Source organism: Parapedobacter brassicae, from assembly GCF_051400755.1.
Taxonomy (GTDB): domain Bacteria; phylum Bacteroidota; class Bacteroidia; order Sphingobacteriales; family Sphingobacteriaceae; genus Parapedobacter.
In genome coordinates this window covers 497743-514080 of record NZ_JBLFFL010000003.1, presented here as the reverse complement: position 1 = coordinate 514080, position 16338 = coordinate 497743, and the positions used below count along the sequence as shown (strand labels likewise).

Genomic DNA, 16338 nt, shown 5'->3' with positions numbered 1-16338 from the left:
AATTTGTTAGGGGTTAAGCATGTGTCGATTGCAATTTGTCAGCGATGATATGCTCGCCTGCTATCTTTTTCTGCAACTCCAGAAAGGCGCCGATGAGCGCCTCCGGCCGTGGAGGGCAGCCCTGCACGTAGATATCTACTGGGATGATGCGGTCGACTCCTTTGACCACATGATAGCCGTGCTGCCAATACGGTCCGCCGCAGTTGGCGCATGACCCCATGGAGATGACGTATTTGGGATCGGGCATCTGTTCGTAGAGCCTACGGATACGATCGGCCATTTTGAAGGTGACCGTGCCGGCAATGATCATCACGTCTGACTGCCGGGGGGAAGGGCGGGGGAACACGCCGAAGCGGTCGAGGTCATAGGTCGCGGCCATGGCACCCATCATTTCGATGGCACAGCAGGCGATGCCGAAGCTCATGGGCCACATGGATGACAGGCGCGCCCAATTGAGCAGGTCATCAAGCTTGGCAATGACCACACCATTGCTTTCCAGTTGTTTGTTGATGCTCATGGGGTCGCTCCGGGTTTTCTGAATAAGGGCTTGAACGCCGGTGTCTTCGCCGCGCCTGCATCTTGGTTTGCCGGCCTGGCCGCAGCCGGTGCTTCTGGCGCAAATGGCCGCACGCGGTAAGCATCGCGATGCAGCTTATCATAGGCCGACTTGGGGATATTGACCTGTACATGCGGTAACACCGTTTGGGGCTTTACCCATTCAAGATCGCCCTTCTTCCATACATATATCAGCCCTACCACCAAAATGCCCAGGAAAATGGCCATCTCTACCAAGGTAAACCAGCCCCAGCGGGCATCGGCACCAATCAATTCGGGACGGCCGAAGACCGTTGCCCACGGAAAGACAAAGACCAACTCGACATCAAAAAGCAAAAATATCAGGGCGATTACATAAAAACGGGAGTTGAACGGTATCCAGGAGCTACCAACGGCTTCTTCGCCACATTCATAGGTGCTCAGCTTTTCGGGGGTCGGCTTTTTCGGTGACACTACCTTGCCCAGCAGCAGCGTAAACAACACCAACAAGGCACCCATTACCCCGATGAGGAGTACTTTGCCAAATTCGGTCAGCTGCGCCGGGTCGTCCATGATTCAAAGATAGTGATTTTTTCCTTATCGGCCCATCGGCGTTTTGGGCATGCCGCGCATCATGCGGGCCATGGCTGCCGGATTGGACATCTGTTTCATTACCTTGCGCATATCGTTGAATTGCTTCATCAGCTTGTTTACCTCCAACAGGTCCGTTCCTGATCCTTTGGCGATGCGTGCACGGCGCTTTTGGTCAATGATATCCGGGTTTTCGCGCTCATAGGGCGTCATGGAGTTGATGATGGCCTCGATGGGTTTGAAGGCATCGTCGTCGATATCCACGTCCTTGATTGCCTTGCCTACGCCGGGAATCATGCCCATGAGGTCTTTCATGTTGCCCATCTTCTTGATCTGCTGAATCTGACTCTTGAAATCGTTGAAGTCGAATTTATTCTTGCGGATTTTGCGATGCAGTTCAGCGGCTTCTTTCTCATCGAATTGCTGCTGCGCCCGCTCCACGAGCGACACCACGTCGCCCATGCCGAGGATACGCGACGCCATGCGGTCAGGGTGGAACACATCCAGTGCCTCCATTTTCTCGCCCGTACCGATGAATTTGATGGGCTTATTGACCACGGACTTGATGGATAGTGCCGCGCCACCACGCGTATCGCCGTCCAGCTTGGTGAGTACCGCTCCGGTGAAGTCAAGCCTGTCGTTGAATGTTTTGGCCGTATTGACCGCGTCCTGGCCGGTCATCGCATCCACAACGAAGAGAATTTCGTGCGGCTGCGTGGCGTCTTTCACCGCTGATATTTCGTTCATCAATGCCTCATCGATGGCCAGGCGACCGGCGGTGTCGATGATGACCACATTGTATCCCTTTTGCTTGGCTTCGGCCACGCCGGCCTTGGCAATGCCGATGGGGTCTTTTGATTCCATGTCAGCATACACCGGTACATCCACCTGCTCGCCCAGTACTTGCAGCTGTTCGATGGCCGCCGGACGGTATACGTCTCCGGCAACCAACAAAGGTTTCCGGCCCTTTTTCTCTTTGAGGTATTTAGCCAGTTTTCCGGTGAAGGTGGTTTTACCTGCACCGTTGAGGCCAGCGATGAGGATGACAGTCGGGTTTTTCGAGAGCTCCAGCTCGGTGGCCGCACCGCCCATCAGCGCGGTCAGCTCATCGTTCATGATTTTGGTGAGCAGCTGCCCGGGCGATATGCTGGTCAGTACGTTTTGACCGAGTGCCTTCTGCCTCACCTCATCGGTAAACGTCTTGGCCGTTTTATAGTTGACGTCGGCATCGAGCAATGCCTTGCGGATCTCCTTCATGGTCTCCGCCACGTTGATTTCCGTGATATTACCCTGGCCTTTCAGTACTTTAAAGGCCCTGTCTAATTTATCCTGTAGATTCTGAAACATTGTCAGTTGCTATATAAATACAAACGAAGTGCAAAGGTACAAAAAACCGTAATAAAAAAGCCCGCCGGCAATGAAGCAGACGGACTTACCTAACTATGAAAAACAATCGTTAATCCCTTCTTCCCATCAGCATACTGGCATAATACAGCAAGGTGACCAATGAAGACAATGCTGCAACCACGTAGGTCATCGCTGCCCACCAGAGGGCGTCTTTAGCGCCGGCGTGCTCTACACTGCTGTGCGTAATGCCCTTGTTATCCAGCCAGGCCAGTGCGCGTTTCGATGCGTCAAATTCTACCGGCAGGGTCACGAAGCTGAAGAGCGTCGTAACGGCCAGCGCCGCCACACCGATGGTCAATACCCAAATGTTGCCAGATGCAGCCATAATGACGCCAATCAACAGCACCCAGGTGACGAGTTTTGAAGCCACGCTCACCGCAGGCACCATAGCCGAGCGCAACTGTAGCCAGGCGTACGCCTTGGCATGTTGCACGGCGTGTCCACATTCGTGGGCGGCTACTGCGGCAGCGGCAATGCTACGGCCGCTATATACCTCTGGACTGAGGTTTACCGTTCGGTTTGCGGGGTTATAATGGTCGCTCAATCGACCCTGTGCGGAAATGATCTGCACATCATGTATGCCATGGTCATGCAGCATTTTTTCGGCGACGTCTCTCCCCGTCATCCCGCTGCTGAGTGGCATTTCCGAGTATTTTTTAAACTTACTCTTGAAGCGCCACTGCACGATCATGCTGACCAGCATGATTCCGATAAAAATAATCCAATATCCTGCCATCGTTATTTTCTTTCTGTTTGTTTTTTCAACTCTTGTATCATCGTGCAAAAAGTATACCGGGCACCCCTTGCTGACGACATGACGGTATATCCACGTTACGAATATAAAAAACAGGAAGCTGCCCTGCAAGTCCGTCTTGGTATTATGGTCGTTTGATGACAAAGTTGCATGAGTGCATGTGCTCGTGAGACATAAAAGTAATATTTTTGTTATATTGAAAAAAACCTATATTTTTGATTAACCAAATATTACTGAATAATGAAAGCCCTAAAAATTATTCTGATCATCCTGGTGATCATTATTGCGGTGCCCTTGCTCATCGCCTTGTTTGTGAAAAAGGACTACGCCGTAGAGCGGGAGGTGACCATCAACAGGTCCAAGCAAGAGGTATTTGACTACGTGAAGTACCTCAAAAATCAAGACAACTATAGTAAATGGGCCACGATGGATCCGGATATGGACAAATCGTACCGCGGTACCGACGGGACCGTTGGGTTTGTGTCCGCGTGGGACGGCGACAAGGCGGGCGAGGGCGAACAGGAGATCACCAACATCATCGAAGGCGAACGGATCGACTACGAGCTCCGTTTTCTGGAACCGATGGAGTCTACGTCAAAAGCGTATATGATCACCGAGCCAGTGTCTGACAGCCAAACCCGGGTAAAGTGGGGGTTCAGCGGACACATGGACTATCCCATGAACTTCCTGCTCCTGGTCATGAACATGGAAAAAATGCTGGGGGATGATTTTGAAACCGGATTGGTAAACCTGAAAGTTGCGTTGGAATCGAAAACACCTGTCACCCCAGGTGGTTAGCGGTTTGCAGCGCTACACTGTCATGATGTCTTTTTCCTTGGCTTCGGCCAGTTTATCCACGTTGGCGATATGTTTGTCGGTCAGCTTCTGTACTTCCAGTTCACCAGCCTTGATGTCGTCTTCCGACACGCCTTCGCTTTTCAGCTTTTTGATACTGTCGTTGGCATCCTTACGGATGTTGCGGACCGCCACGCGTCCTTTTTCGGCTTCTTCTTTTACTTTCTTGACCAAGTCGCGCCGCCGCTCTTCCGTAAGCGGGGGGATATTGAGGCGGATGATCGCACCATCGTTTTGGGGGGTCAGTCCGATATTGGCATCCAGGATAGCCTTTTCGATGGGAGATAGCATCGATTTCTCCCAGGGCTGTATGACCAGTGTACGTGCATCGGGTGTATTGATGTTGCTCACCTGGGAAAGCGGTGTAGCGGTACCGTAGTAATCTACTTGGATACCGTCGAGCATCGAAGGCATCGCTTTACCGGCGCGGATTTTAGTGAGTTCGGATTCCGTGTGTGCCACCGCCTTTGTCATCTGTTCGGCACTATCGTCCAGTTGTAAGGATATCAGTTCGTCCATGGTTATGCGTTATGGTTTGGTCAAAGATAATTATTCTCGTACTAAAGTTCCAATGGCTTCGCCGTTTGCCAATCGGCTGAGGTTACCGGGTTTGTTCATGTCGAACACGATGATGGGCAGTTTATTTTCCTGGCATAAGGTGAATGCCGTCATGTCCATCACGCTTAGCCCGCGGTTATAAACATCCTGGAAGGTGATCTCGTCGAAACGGGTGGCCGTGGGATCTTTGAGTGGGTCGGCCGTATAAATGCCATCCACACGGGTGCCTTTGAGCACCACGTCTGCGTTGATCTCGATGGCCCGCAAGGAAGCGGCGGTATCGGTGGTGAAATAGGGGTTGCCGGTACCTGCGCCGAAGATGACCACTCGCCCTTTCTCGAGGTGGCGTACCGCACGCCGCCGGATAAACGGCTCGCAGATCTGCTCCATCTTAATGGCGGTGAGCAAGCGGGTCTTGATGTCGAGCTTTTCCAACGCATCCTGTAGCGCCATGCTGTTGATAACGGTGGCCAACATGCCCATATAATCGGCTTGTACGCGGTCCATGCCTGCCTTTTCGGCACTGAGACCGCGGTAGATGTTGCCGCCGCCGATGACGATGGCTACTTCCAGGCCTTTGCTGTGAATGTCTTTGATGTCTTGAGCGTATTGGGCTACGCGGTTGATGTCGATACCGTAGTGCTGATCACCCATAAGGGCCTCTCCACTGAGTTTGAGTAGGATGCGTTTGTATTTCATATGTTTCCAGTCTTGGAAGGGACCTCCGAGCGGCAAAGATAATAGAATTTTTTTAACTGGCAGGTTTCACGTGATGCACGATCAAGCGTTTTGCTGGACGCCTTCGATGACCTCTTGGTAATACTGCTCGTACAACGGCATGATATTGGCCAGCTGGAAGTCTTTAGCGCGTTCCAGCGCGGCCTCTTTGAACCGCTCCAGGCGTGCATTGTCTTCGAGGATGTGGATGGCGTTAGCGGCCATCGCTTCCACATCGCCCACATCGCTGAGAAAACCAGTAACGCCGTCTACATTCAATTCTGGCAGTCCGCCCGTATTAGACGAGATCACGGGTACCTTGCAGGCCATGGCTTCCAATGCCGCGAGGCCGAAGCTTTCCGAACCCGAGGGAATGATAAATAGGTCGGACACCGACAGGATCTCCTCAATGGCGTCTTGCTTGCCCAAGAATCGGATATCATTGGCTACATTCAACTCGCGCGACAACTGCTCGGCCGCCGTGCGTTCCGGTCCGTCGCCCACCATGAGTAGCTTGCTGGGCACTTTTTCCTGCACTTTCTTGAAGATGCGGATGACATCGGTGGTGCGCTTCACCTTGCGGAAGTTAGAGGTGTGCACCAAGATGCGCTCATCGCCCGGCGCGATGGCTTGTTTGAAGTGCTGGCGGGGCTTGAGGCTGAAACGGTCCAAGTCGATGAAATTGGGAATGACACGGATCTCCCGCTTTATGTCGAAATAGCTCAACGTTTCCTCTTTCAGGTTGGCGGATACGGCTGTCACCCCATCTGACTGGTTGATGGAAAAGGTAACGACCGGACTATAGCTGGCATCTTTGCCCACCAATGTGATGTCGGTACCATGCAGCGTGGTCACTACCGGGATATGGATACCATAGGTAGCCAAGATCTGTTTGGCCATGAAAGCTGCCGACGCATGGGGGATGGCATAATGCACATGCAGCAAATCGAGCTTTTCAAACCGGACAACATCCACCAATTTGCTGGCCAATGCCAGTTCGTATGGCGGAAAGTCAAATAACGGATATTTGGATATCGTGACCTCATGGTAGTAGAGGTTTTCCGAGAAAAAATCAAGTCTGGCCGGCTGGCTGTAGGTAATAAAATGGATTTGGTGTCCATTGGCCGCCAAAGCCTTGCCGAGTTCAGTGGCCACTACACCGCTTCCACCGAAAGTGGGGTAGCATACTATACCTATCTTCATGTACTCCCTTCAATTAGCTTGATTGCAAAGTACGCATAAATTTTCCGATGGGATGTTCATGCCAACGTAAAAAAGCGCACTGCGATTGTAACGAACGCATATAAATAAAAAAACAAAAAGTTGCAAAACTAAAATATTAGTTTTATGTTTGTGTTTATATCAGGGTTCATTTGCCTGCTATAGGCACGAGACCGTTAAGAAGGCAAACCCTGCGCAAATGGGCTCATTGATACCATTGAACACATACACGAATCGACAGATGAAACCTGCATGAATTGCCATCACAAAAGGATATGAATAATTCATGCAAGCTTCATTGCCAATTAAAAAACAATTATTCAAATGAAAGAACTAAAAGAATTGACGCGTGCGGAAGAACAGATCATGCAGGAGCTATGGGATCTCGAAAAGGCGTTTGTGAAAGATATCATCGATCAGTTGCCTGAGCCCAAGCCTGCGTACAATACGGTGTCTACGATTGTACGGATCTTGGAAACCAAGGGTTTCGTCGCACATGAGGCTTTTGGCAAGAGCCACCGCTATTATCCGCTGGTTTCCAAAGAGGAGTACCGCACATTTGCAACGGGGAAACTATTGCATGGCTACTTCGACAATTCGGCGAGAAACATGCTGTCCTTCTTTTTGGAGGAGCAGCAGATCGACCTGAAGGATGCGGATGAGTTATTGAAGATGCTCGAAGAGGCAAAGAAAAAAAGGAGGCAGCGATGATGTACTTACTGTTAACCAATTTGTACTTGGGTATTTTCTATGGATTTTACCAGGTATTCCTGCGGAATGAGACTTTTTTCCGGTTGAATCGGTTTTACCTGCTGGGAGGATTGCTGCTGGCATTTATACTGCCTATCGTGAGCTATCCTGAATGGCATACAAACACCGGGGAATACCCGCGTTATTTGGCGGTGATGCAGGCAGGCGAGCCGGTGGTGGTGCAGGGGAATGCCACCAATGCAGGGTATCCCTCGGCGGCATTCGTTCAGGATATGCTGTTATACGCTTATATTGGCGGATGTGTTGTCGCTTTTCTTGCGTTTGCTTTGCGTTTTTTCCGGACGCTCCGGATGTTAAGGACGCAGACAGGGGGTGAAGCGTTTTCGTTTTTCTCCGCTATCCGGATCGATCATTCATTGGCAGGCCATGAACAGATCAGTAGGCATGAGCAGGTACACGCCCGTGAGTGGCACAGCTTGGATATCATCCTGATGCAGTTAGCGAAAATCATCAATTGGTTCAATCCCATCGTGTATATATACGAGCGGACCGTCAAACTGCAGCACGAGTACATTGCCGACGGTGAAACCGCAGCGGACAAGCAAACGGAATATGCCGAATTGCTGGTTTATCGGGCGATGGGCGTCGCGGGTCCGGTGTTGGCTAATACGTTTTCGAACAGGCGACTGTTGAAGCACCGGGTAGCCATGTTGTTGCGCCATCGGTCGCCCCGACGGAGCCTCCTCCGGTACACGTTGCTGCTTCCCATTGTGGTGGCCATGGTGGTCTTCTCCGTCGCTTGCAACCAGGGTAAGAATAGCAACGGCGATACCGAAGCAGCCGTGGCAGCGGACGTGAATGCAGACGAGTTTATAAAGGCCCTCGGTGACCAGCTCAGGTACAGTGACGAGGCGCTGCAAGACCGGGCACAAGGGATGCTGGCCGTGTCATACGAAAAGTCGAATGGTGAGCTATCGAATATCCGCTTTCTGAATACGATAGGCCCTGGTATGGAAGCGTCGGTGATCAGCGCATTGCAGCATGATACCGTGGAGCGGGCTGCGCCCGAAGGGAAGAATATGATTGTCATCGACTTCAAGATCTCGGGAGTAGAACCCGAAGACATGCCCCCGCCACCTCCCCCGATGTCGCCGGACTACACCCAGCTGGGCGTCTTGGTCGTCATGGGCCACCTGTCGGCACCCCCGCCACCCCCGGTAGATCCTTCCAAACCCCGCGTAGACACCGTGCGGATGCCACCACCCAAGGTCGTGCCGAAGCAATCCGCGCAAGAAGATGATAAGACGGAACCCGAGGTGATACAGGTACGGTTCCCTGAAAAATCTGACCAGAAACCTGTTGTCGAAGAAGGCACCGATATCGTATTCCAGTCCGTTGAAATCAATCCCCAGCCAGTGGGCGGGATGCGTAGCTTCATGAAATGGGTCGCGGATAATTACGATTATCCGCAGGCCGCTATTGAGGCTGGGGTGAATGGTCAGGTGCAGGTCTCTTTTGTGGTTGAAAAAGACGGAAGCCTCACCGACATCAAGTTAGTTCGGGATTTGAAATACGGCACTGGTGAAGCGGCCATCCGCCTCTTGCAACGCAGCAGCAAGTGGTCTCCGGGCATTCAGAACGGCAGACCTGTGCGGGTGGCCTACACCTTGCCTATCCGGCTGAATCTTCAAGCATGACAGAATGGGGTAGTGATGATGTAAACCTGAAGAAGTCCCGGCGATGAGCCGGGCTTTTTTATGTTCAGGGCGAAACCAGTTGCATCAATATGCCGCAAAGGTAACCGGCGTAGGTGCCGACTGCATATGCGCAAACGGAAAGAATCACGCCTACGGACACCAGTGACGGATGGAAGGCAGCAGCTGTGGCCGACGCCGAGGCGACCCCTCCGATGTTCGACATGCTCGACACCGCAAAGAAGAAAAAGGGAGCTTTAATCAGCCAACCCACCAACGCCAGTATCGTCACGTGGAAAAGCAGCCAGATAATGCCCACCAGGAACAATCCGGGATTATCAAGTATGGCTAAAATATCCATCTGCATACCAATGGATGCAATCAAGATGTAGAGGAGTACCGTGCCCATCTTGGATGCTCCGGCGCCTTCCAATTGCCTGGCCTTGGTCATGGAAAGTGAAATGCCGATGACCGTAGCAATCAGGATAATCCAAAAGAAATCAGAAGTGAGACTGAATTTGTCAAGATATGGAGCATGTTCGCCCAACCACCGGGCAATGGAACTGCCAAAAAAATGAGCAATGCCGGTGGTGCCAAAGGCCAAACCCAGCATCACCATCAGGTCTTTTAGCTGCGGTATTCTTGTGTTCTCTCTGCTATAAGCTTCCATTCTTCCGGTCAATTCCTCCACGGCGCGGTTATCGGCGCGAAAGAACCGATTCATTTTATCAGCTTTGCCCGCGCCGAATAGCAGCAAGGCCATATAGCCATAGGCAACAAATACATCCACGGCGATGGTCGCCGAAAAGAGTTCGGGCGAGGGCTCAAAAATCCGAAAAAGGGCGGCTTGATTCGCACCACCGCCAATCCACGTACCGGCCAACGTAGCCAGTCCGCGCCAAGCAGCATTATCACCCGTTCCGCCCACGACATCGGGCGCCGCCAATCCGACGATATATACAGCGATGGGACCACCGAGCACGATGCTCCCGACAGTGGCCGCGAACATAACTCCGGCTTGCTTGCGCAACTTCCAAAGCTCCGGAAGGTTGAGGCTCAGCGTGAACAACACCAAGCAGGCAGGCAATAGGTAATTTGAACTCACGCTGTATAAAGCCGAGTTTTTACCGTCGATGATGCCCGCCGAGTTCAACAAACTTGGAATGAAATAGCAGAGCAATAGGGGCGGCAAAAAGGTATATAGCCGTTTGAAAAAACGGCTCTTCAATGCCGACGTGTAAAATACGAGCGCAAGTATGGTCATGAGCAGTCCGAAGACTACCGCATCATTGCTGATCCATGGTGTCGCTGCAATCGTCATAGGATTACTCCTTATTCGAGTCGACCACGAGGCGCTTATCCCGGTTGGCAATCTCCCATGCCGTATGGAATGCCAGGCGGGCACGTTTGGACAGCATCTCGAAGTTGATTTTCTCCACCGTATCCGTAGGGGTATGATAGTCCGGATGCAGTCCGCTGAAATAGAAAACCACGGGGATACCATGCTTTGCGAAATTATAGTGGTCCGAACGGTAGTAAATGCGCATCGGGTCTTTCGGATCGTCATACATGTAATCCAATTCCATGTGGGTGTAAGTGGCATTGGCTTCCTCGTTGATCACTTTCAGTTCGGAGCTCAGTTTATCGGAGCCGATGACATGCACATAGTTGAAGTTGCCGCGGATGTGCTTATCATCTACACGGCCGATCATGTCAGTATTCAGGTCTACCACTGTATTTTCCAGCGGAAATACGGGGTTGCGTGAATAGTAGTTGGAGCCCAGCAGTCCTTTTTCTTCGCCGGTGACGGTCATGAAAAGGATGCTTCGTCGCGGGCCATGGCCTTCGGCTTTTGCTTTGGCAAAAGCGCGGGCCAGCATCAATACACCTGTAGTGCCTGAACCATCGTCGTCCGCACCGGGGTAAATCGTACCATCCTCGTTACCCAAATGGTCATAATGCGCGGTGACGACCACCAGCTGATCCTTTAGGTCCGTACCTTCCAGATACCCCAGTACATTGGGCGAGGTGAAGGGTTCCGTAACCGCGCCATAAGTGGCGGCAAATCTTGCCCGGTAGGACTTGCTTTGTGGTTGCCGTGTGTTGTTGATGGCTTGTGTCAGTGCGTCTACCGAGGTTTTTGCCCTTTTGAGTAGCAGATCAGCCATTTCTACGCTGATGTTGGCCACGGGTGTGGTATTGGCTGTTGGCTGGCTCGTGGCCTCTTCAAGCGCAATGCGGGGTTGTAAAAGGCGGTTGCCGAAGCGTTCGAGCGATTCCTTGATGGTATTTGACACTGCGATGATCAGTTTGGGTTCTTTCGCGGTGATGTTCTGTAGGCGTTTGGTGCGCGAAGTTACCCAGTCCGAGGGTTTGTCGGTGCCGGTGATCAGGGAGTTGCCCTGCGCATCTGCGGGTTCGCCTTCGCTCAGCACCAACACCACTTTGTCTTTGATATCGATGCCTTTGAAGTCATCATAGTTCGCTTCGCTGATGCCGTAGCCGATGAATACGATCTCTTTAGCATTAATGGTGGTTTGCGGACCACCGCCGACAATGTAGAAATCTTTGCCGTTGGTAAACGATTTGCCATCGATGGCAAAATCCTTGACATTGAAGCGGGTGCGCACTAGCTTGACCGGCTGGAAATGCGAGCCGTTTACAGGTGCCGTCAGTCCGAGTTTTTTAAATTCTTCAGCAATATAGGCTGCAGCCTTTTCGCCGCCCGGCTCGCCGGTGCCGCGGCCTTCAAATTCTGCAGACGCCAGAATGGAGAGGTGTGCTTTGGCGTTTTCAGGATTGATTTCGGCGGCATATTGCAGTTGCACCGGATCCTGCGCCATGATACATCCGCAGAACACGGGGATGAGGAATAGTAAGGATAAGGTATGTTTCATTTGTGCTTTTTAGATATGAGACATTAGACATTAGACATTAGACAACAGACATTAGACAACAGATATTAGACAACAGATATTAGACAACAGACATGAGACAACAGACATGAGATACTAATCACCTGTCACTAACAAGAAATCTTATTCACGCGGTTCGCATGACGCCCGCCTTCGAAGTCCGTCGTTAGAAATACGTCGACGATGGTTCTAGCCAGCGCGATATCGATAAACCGGGCGGGGATGCATACGATGTTCGCATCGTTGTGCTGCCGGGCCAGGGATGCCAGTTCCGCTTGCCAGCAAATGGCGGCACGGATGCCTTGGTGCTTATTGGCGGTGATGGCCACCCCATTGGCGCTGCCACACACCAATATCCCGCAATCAACTTCGCCGCCTTCTACCGCTGCGGCCACTGGGTGGGCAAAATCCGGGTAGTCGACAGAATCCGCCGTACACGTGCCGAAGTCCTTCACGACATAGCCCTCCGCCTCGAGGAATTGTTTCAAGGCCTCCTTGTACCCAAATCCGGCGTGGTCGCCGCCGATGCCAATTGTTTTTTGTGCAGTCATGGTCGCCTACTCCTTGGTTTCGCCCCGATAAAAGTCCAATTCGTTCTTCTTGCGCCGCCTGTCTACCCGGTCTGCCACGATGATGCTCAGCTCATACAGCAAAAACATCGGAAAACTAACGGTAAGCATGGTGATGATGTCGGCAGTGGGTGTGATGATGGCGGCGATGACGAAGATGATCACCACTGCATATTGCCGTGATTTGCGCATGAATTGGGGTGTCATGATACCCAATTTCGAAAGGATGTAAATAATCATCGGCAGCTCAAAAACAATCCCGCAACCAAGCGTAAGGGTAGCCACAAAAGACAGGTAATTGTCGATAGTGATGGTATTGTTGATTTCTTCGCTGATGGAGTAATTGGCTAAGAAATTCATGGAGAGCGGGACCACCACGTAATAGCCAAATAGTACACCCAGTGCGAATAGGACGGTTGCGTAGAAGACGAACCCACTGGCAGACTTCCGTTCAAGGTCGGTCAATGCAGGCTTTACAAACAACCAAACTTCATACAGCAAATAAGGGAATCCCAGTACGAGGGCCATGATCAGCGAAGAATTGATCTGCAGGATAAACTGCCCCGCCATTTGGGTATTGATGATGGTGCCCGGCACCTCCGTCACGCAGAAATCCGGGGTATTCAGCCATTCTGCAATTTTGCACATCATCCGGTAGGTCCAAAAATCCGCATTTTTGGGCCCCATAATGATCGTTCCAAAAATAAAGTCGTAAAACGAGAAGGCCAAGGCCATAAAAACGACAATGGCGATGGCCGATCGGATAAGGTGCCAACGCAGTACTTCAAGGTGATCGAAAAACGACATTTCGGCTTCGATGCTCTTGCCTTTATCCTTGATGGTATCAATCAATTTTTTTCCGGATAGCTTACTCATGATGACGGACAAAAAGCAAAAATATGGTAAATTCCATTTATTCGCTTAAATCAAATGTTTCCATAAACTTGGTGGTGAAGTTGCCCGCCTTGAAATTGGGGTCGCGCATCAGCCGCAAGTGCAGGGGAATGGTTGTTTTGACGCCCTCGATGATAAATTCACTCAATGCCCGCTCCATGGTGCAGATGGCCTCTTCGCGGGTCTGGGCCACGCAGATGAGCTTAGCGATCATGGAGTCATAGTTGGGCGGAATGACATATCCTGAGTAGGCGTGGGTATCTACCCGCACACCGTGGCCACCCGGCGAATGGAAATTGGTGATCTTGCCGGGAGAGGGTCTGAATCCATTGAATGGATCTTCCGCATTAATACGGCATTCGATGGCGTGCATGGTCGGCTCGTAGTTGTTGCCTGAAATGGGGATACCCGCAGCCACTTTGATCTGCTCTTTGATGAGGTCAAAGTTGATGACCTCCTCGGTGACAGGATGCTCCACCTGTATGCGGGTATTCATTTCCATGAAATAGAAATTGCGATGCTTATCCACCAAGAACTCAATGGTGCCAGCCCCTTCATAGTTGACCGCCTTAGCCCCTTTGATCGCCGCCTCGCCCATGGCCCTGCGCAGCTCGGGGGTAATGAATGGAGAAGGAGCCTCTTCTATCAGCTTCTGGTGCCGCCGCTGGATGGAGCAATCACGCTCCGACAGGTGGCACACCGTACCATACTGGTCGCCCACCACCTGTATTTCGATATGGCGGGGATCTTCCACGTATTTTTCGAGGTAAATGCCGTCATTGCCGAAGGCTGCACCCGCTTCCTGGCGTGCAGAATCCCAGGCGGGCTCAAATGCTTCGTCCTTCCAAACGATGCGCATACCGCGTCCACCGCCACCGGCGGTGGCCTTGAGGATGACCGGATATCCGATCGCATTGGCAATCTTAATGCCCTCCTTGACGTCCTTGACGAGGCCATCCGAACCCGGAATGGTGGGTACGCCGGCGTTTTTCATGGTTTCCTTGGCCGACGCTTTGTCGCCCATCTGTTCGATCTGCTCGGCGGTGGCGCCAATGAACTTGATGCCATATTGCTTGCAGATGGAAGAAAACCGCGCGTTTTCGGAGAGAAACCCATATCCGGGGTGTATGGCATCCGCATTGGTCAATTCAGCGGCGGATATGATGTTGGGTATGTTGAGGTACGATTCTTTGCTTGGAGGTGGACCGATACAGACGGCTTCATCGGCAAAGCGCACATGCAGGCTATCGCGGTCGGCCGTTGAATATATGGCCACGCTCTTGATGCCCATTTCGCGGCACGTGCGGATGACACGCAATGCGATTTCCCCACGGTTGGCTATTAGTATCTTTTTGAACATGAATGTTGACTATCTTCTATCGGTTATTTGGGTTCAACTAAGAACAGTGGCTGATCATATTCCACTGGCTGGGCATCATCTACCAGTACTTTTATGATCTTTCCGGAGACCTCTGATTCGATTTCATTGAAGAGCTTCATCGCTTCTACGATGCACACCACTTTGCCGGCGGTGATCTCATCTCCCACGTTGACAAAAACCGGCTTGTCTGGTGATGACGAGCGGTAGAAGGTGCCGATCATGGGAGACTTGATGGTCACATAATTGGATACGTCTTCTGTCTTTGCTGCCGCTGGCTGGGATACTACCGCAGGCGCAGGGCTTGCAGGAAGGGTTGCTGCAGGAGCAGGTACCGTTGCTGTCACGTAGGTGGGTGCCTGGTTGGTCTTTATCGTGATTTTGAAATCTTGTTCTTCAATAGCTACCTCATTCACCCCTGATTTTGCGACAAACTTAATCAGGTCCTGTATCTGTTTGATATCCATGCTCATTGCTTAGTAGGTTTGATAATAACGATCAAAAATATAATCTAATTTATTAATTAACAATTAATTCCGGGATTTATTGTCCATATGCCCATTTCAGGTACACCGACCCCCAGGTAAACCCGCCTCCGAAGGCAGCCAAAATGATGTTGTCGCCCTTTTTCAACTGGTTTTCCCATTCCCAAAGGCATAGCGGGATAGTTGCCGCCGTGGTATTGCCATAGCGTTGGATGTTGACCATCACTTTTTCCTCAGGCAGTCCCATGCGGTCTGCTGTGGCGTCGATGATGCGTTTATTGGCTTGGTGCGGCACAAGCCAGGCAACATCGTCGGCAGTGAGGTGGTTGCGTTCCATGATGTCGGCCGCTACATCTGCCATGTTGGTCACCGCAAATTTGAAGACCGTGCGCCCCTCTTGGTAGGCATAATGCATATCGGCGTCTACGGTAGCGTGAGAAGCCGGGTATAACGAGCCGCCTGCCTTGATGTTGAGGTAGGGGGTTCCGGAGCCATCGCTTTTGAGGATCGCATCCATTACACCCACCGCTTCTTCGCTGGGCTCCAGCAGCACGGCACCGCAGCCGTCGCCGAAGATGATGCACGTGGCGCGGTCTTTATAATTGATGATGGACGACATCTTATCGCCGCCTACCACCAGTACTTTTTTGTGCATACCCGATTCGATAAACTTAGCCCCGGTGGTCAATCCATAGATAAAGCCCGAGCATGCCGCCTGTAGGTCATAACCCCATGCGTTTATTGCACCGATTTTATCGGCTAAGATATTGGCGGTCGCCGGAAACGGCATGTCCGGCGTGACGGTGCAAAAAATGATCAACTCAATTTCTTCGGCACTGATACCCCGTTTCTCCAGCAGGCCTTTTACGGCAGGCACCGCCATATCCGAAGTGGCCTTTCCTTCCCCCTTCAATATTCTGCGCTCTTTGATACCGGTGCGGGTGGTTATCCATTCGTCATTCGTGTCCACCATGGTCTCAAGCTCCTGGTTCGTCAGGATATAATCCGGTACGTACCCATGTACAGCCGTGATGGCAGCATGTATTTTTGACATA

At 51.6% G+C, this 16338-nt stretch carries 17 protein-coding genes; 3 read left to right on the top strand and 14 right to left on the bottom strand.

Going from position 1 to position 16338, the window contains the following annotated elements; translation table 11 throughout:
- Window positions 1-13 precede the first annotated feature (13 nt).
- The 4 genes from ACMGDE_RS11495 to ACMGDE_RS11480 form a co-directional block, all read right to left on the bottom strand.
- Window positions 14-517 carry an NADH-quinone oxidoreductase subunit B gene (locus ACMGDE_RS11495; protein WP_436832928.1) on the bottom strand — a complete coding sequence of 168 codons (504 nt, stop codon included), beginning with the start codon at window positions 515-517 and terminating at the stop codon, window positions 14-16.
- Window positions 514-1107 carry an NADH-quinone oxidoreductase subunit A gene (locus ACMGDE_RS11490; RefSeq protein ID WP_436832927.1) on the bottom strand — a complete coding sequence of 198 codons (594 nt, stop codon included), beginning with the start codon at window positions 1105-1107 and terminating at the stop codon, window positions 514-516. The genes ACMGDE_RS11495 and ACMGDE_RS11490 overlap by 4 nt, the downstream gene beginning before the upstream one ends.
- A gap of 24 nt (window positions 1108-1131) precedes the next feature.
- Window positions 1132-2472, bottom strand: coding sequence for a signal recognition particle protein (gene ffh, locus ACMGDE_RS11485; protein ID WP_436832926.1), 1341 nt, complete (start codon window positions 2470-2472; stop codon window positions 1132-1134).
- Window positions 2473-2581: 109 nt separating this feature from the next.
- Window positions 2582-3268 (bottom strand): zinc metallopeptidase, encoded by a 687-nt coding sequence (locus tag ACMGDE_RS11480; RefSeq protein WP_436832925.1) that lies wholly within the window; start codon window positions 3266-3268, stop codon window positions 2582-2584.
- Between the two features lie 258 nt (window positions 3269-3526).
- Here ACMGDE_RS11480 and ACMGDE_RS11475 point away from each other — a divergent pair, with 258 nt between their 5' ends.
- Window positions 3527-4084, top strand: a complete 558-nt coding sequence (locus ACMGDE_RS11475; protein ID WP_436832924.1) for an SRPBCC family protein — start codon at window positions 3527-3529, stop codon at window positions 4082-4084.
- Between the two features lie 12 nt (window positions 4085-4096).
- Here the strand turns inward: ACMGDE_RS11475 and frr are convergent, their stop codons facing one another.
- The 3 genes from frr to bshA form a co-directional block, all read right to left on the bottom strand.
- A complete protein-coding gene (frr, locus tag ACMGDE_RS11470) occupies window positions 4097-4660 on the bottom strand; it encodes a ribosome recycling factor (protein ID WP_436832923.1) in 564 nt (187 codons plus the stop codon).
- Between the two features lie 30 nt (window positions 4661-4690).
- Window positions 4691-5398 (bottom strand): UMP kinase, encoded by a 708-nt coding sequence (pyrH, locus tag ACMGDE_RS11465; protein WP_436832922.1) that lies wholly within the window; start codon window positions 5396-5398, stop codon window positions 4691-4693.
- Window positions 5399-5479: 81 nt separating this feature from the next.
- Window positions 5480-6619 (bottom strand): N-acetyl-alpha-D-glucosaminyl L-malate synthase BshA, encoded by a 1140-nt coding sequence (gene bshA, locus ACMGDE_RS11460; protein WP_436832921.1) that lies wholly within the window; start codon window positions 6617-6619, stop codon window positions 5480-5482.
- Between the two features lie 342 nt (window positions 6620-6961).
- Here bshA and ACMGDE_RS11455 point away from each other — a divergent pair, with 342 nt between their 5' ends.
- Both ACMGDE_RS11455 and ACMGDE_RS11450 read left to right on the top strand, forming a co-directional pair.
- Window positions 6962-7348 (top strand): BlaI/MecI/CopY family transcriptional regulator, encoded by a 387-nt coding sequence (locus ACMGDE_RS11455; RefSeq protein WP_436832920.1) that lies wholly within the window; start codon window positions 6962-6964, stop codon window positions 7346-7348.
- Window positions 7348-9045, top strand: a complete 1698-nt coding sequence (locus ACMGDE_RS11450) for a TonB family protein (protein WP_436832919.1) — start codon at window positions 7348-7350, stop codon at window positions 9043-9045. Before ACMGDE_RS11455 ends, ACMGDE_RS11450 begins: the two co-directional genes overlap by 1 nt.
- A 64-nt stretch (window positions 9046-9109) precedes the next feature.
- Here the strand turns inward: ACMGDE_RS11450 and ACMGDE_RS11445 are convergent, their stop codons facing one another.
- From ACMGDE_RS11445 to ACMGDE_RS11415, 7 genes are all read right to left on the bottom strand, one after another.
- The gene (locus ACMGDE_RS11445; protein WP_436832918.1) at window positions 9110-10363 is read right to left on the bottom strand and encodes a DUF819 family protein; all 1254 of its coding nucleotides are present in this window, start codon (window positions 10361-10363) and stop codon (window positions 9110-9112) included.
- A 4-nt stretch (window positions 10364-10367) separates the two neighbouring features.
- The gene (locus tag ACMGDE_RS11440; protein WP_436832917.1) at window positions 10368-11939 is read right to left on the bottom strand and encodes a M28 family peptidase; all 1572 of its coding nucleotides are present in this window, start codon (window positions 11937-11939) and stop codon (window positions 10368-10370) included.
- 128 nt (window positions 11940-12067) lie between these two features.
- Window positions 12068-12508: a ribose 5-phosphate isomerase B gene (gene rpiB / locus ACMGDE_RS11435; RefSeq protein WP_436832916.1), complete on the bottom strand. Its 441-nt coding sequence runs from the start codon at window positions 12506-12508 to the stop codon at window positions 12068-12070.
- Between the two features lie 6 nt (window positions 12509-12514).
- Window positions 12515-13402 (bottom strand): twin-arginine translocase subunit TatC, encoded by an 888-nt coding sequence (gene tatC / locus ACMGDE_RS11430; RefSeq protein WP_436832915.1) that lies wholly within the window; start codon window positions 13400-13402, stop codon window positions 12515-12517.
- 37 nt (window positions 13403-13439) lie between these two features.
- Entirely contained in the window at window positions 13440-14780 is a 1341-nt protein-coding gene (gene accC / locus ACMGDE_RS11425; RefSeq protein WP_436832914.1) for an acetyl-CoA carboxylase biotin carboxylase subunit, read from the bottom strand.
- Window positions 14781-14803: 23 nt separating this feature from the next.
- Window positions 14804-15271, bottom strand: coding sequence for an acetyl-CoA carboxylase biotin carboxyl carrier protein (gene accB, locus ACMGDE_RS11420; protein WP_436832913.1), 468 nt, complete (start codon window positions 15269-15271; stop codon window positions 14804-14806).
- 70 nt (window positions 15272-15341) lie between these two features.
- Window positions 15342-16337 carry a beta-ketoacyl-ACP synthase III gene (locus ACMGDE_RS11415; protein WP_436832912.1) on the bottom strand — a complete coding sequence of 332 codons (996 nt, stop codon included), beginning with the start codon at window positions 16335-16337 and terminating at the stop codon, window positions 15342-15344.
- Window position 16338 lies beyond the last annotated feature (1 nt).

Coding starts and splice junctions, on each gene's coding strand:
- tatC (WP_436832915.1), bottom strand. CDS start 13,402: ATGAGTAAGCTATCCGGAAAAAAATTGATTGATACCATCAAGGATAAA.
- ACMGDE_RS11450 (WP_436832919.1), top strand. CDS start 7,348: ATGTACTTACTGTTAACCAATTTGTACTTGGGTATTTTCTATGGATTT.
- ACMGDE_RS11455 (WP_436832920.1), top strand. CDS start 6,962: ATGAAAGAACTAAAAGAATTGACGCGTGCGGAAGAACAGATCATGCAG.
- ACMGDE_RS11490 (WP_436832927.1), bottom strand. CDS start 1,107: ATGGACGACCCGGCGCAGCTGACCGAATTTGGCAAAGTACTCCTCATC.
- pyrH (WP_436832922.1), bottom strand. CDS start 5,398: ATGAAATACAAACGCATCCTACTCAAACTCAGTGGAGAGGCCCTTATG.
- ACMGDE_RS11440 (WP_436832917.1), bottom strand. CDS start 11,939: ATGAAACATACCTTATCCTTACTATTCCTCATCCCCGTGTTCTGCGGA.
- rpiB (WP_436832916.1), bottom strand. CDS start 12,508: ATGACTGCACAAAAAACAATTGGCATCGGCGGCGACCACGCCGGATTT.
- ffh (WP_436832926.1), bottom strand. CDS start 2,472: ATGTTTCAGAATCTACAGGATAAATTAGACAGGGCCTTTAAAGTACTG.
- frr (WP_436832923.1), bottom strand. CDS start 4,660: ATGGACGAACTGATATCCTTACAACTGGACGATAGTGCCGAACAGATG.
- bshA (WP_436832921.1), bottom strand. CDS start 6,619: ATGAAGATAGGTATAGTATGCTACCCCACTTTCGGTGGAAGCGGTGTA.
- ACMGDE_RS11445 (WP_436832918.1), bottom strand. CDS start 10,363: ATGACGATTGCAGCGACACCATGGATCAGCAATGATGCGGTAGTCTTC.
- ACMGDE_RS11415 (WP_436832912.1), bottom strand. CDS start 16,337: ATGTCAAAAATACATGCTGCCATCACGGCTGTACATGGGTACGTACCG.
- accC (WP_436832914.1), bottom strand. CDS start 14,780: ATGTTCAAAAAGATACTAATAGCCAACCGTGGGGAAATCGCATTGCGT.
- ACMGDE_RS11480 (WP_436832925.1), bottom strand. CDS start 3,268: ATGGCAGGATATTGGATTATTTTTATCGGAATCATGCTGGTCAGCATG.
- ACMGDE_RS11475 (WP_436832924.1), top strand. CDS start 3,527: ATGAAAGCCCTAAAAATTATTCTGATCATCCTGGTGATCATTATTGCG.
- ACMGDE_RS11495 (WP_436832928.1), bottom strand. CDS start 517: ATGAGCATCAACAAACAACTGGAAAGCAATGGTGTGGTCATTGCCAAG.
- accB (WP_436832913.1), bottom strand. CDS start 15,271: ATGAGCATGGATATCAAACAGATACAGGACCTGATTAAGTTTGTCGCA.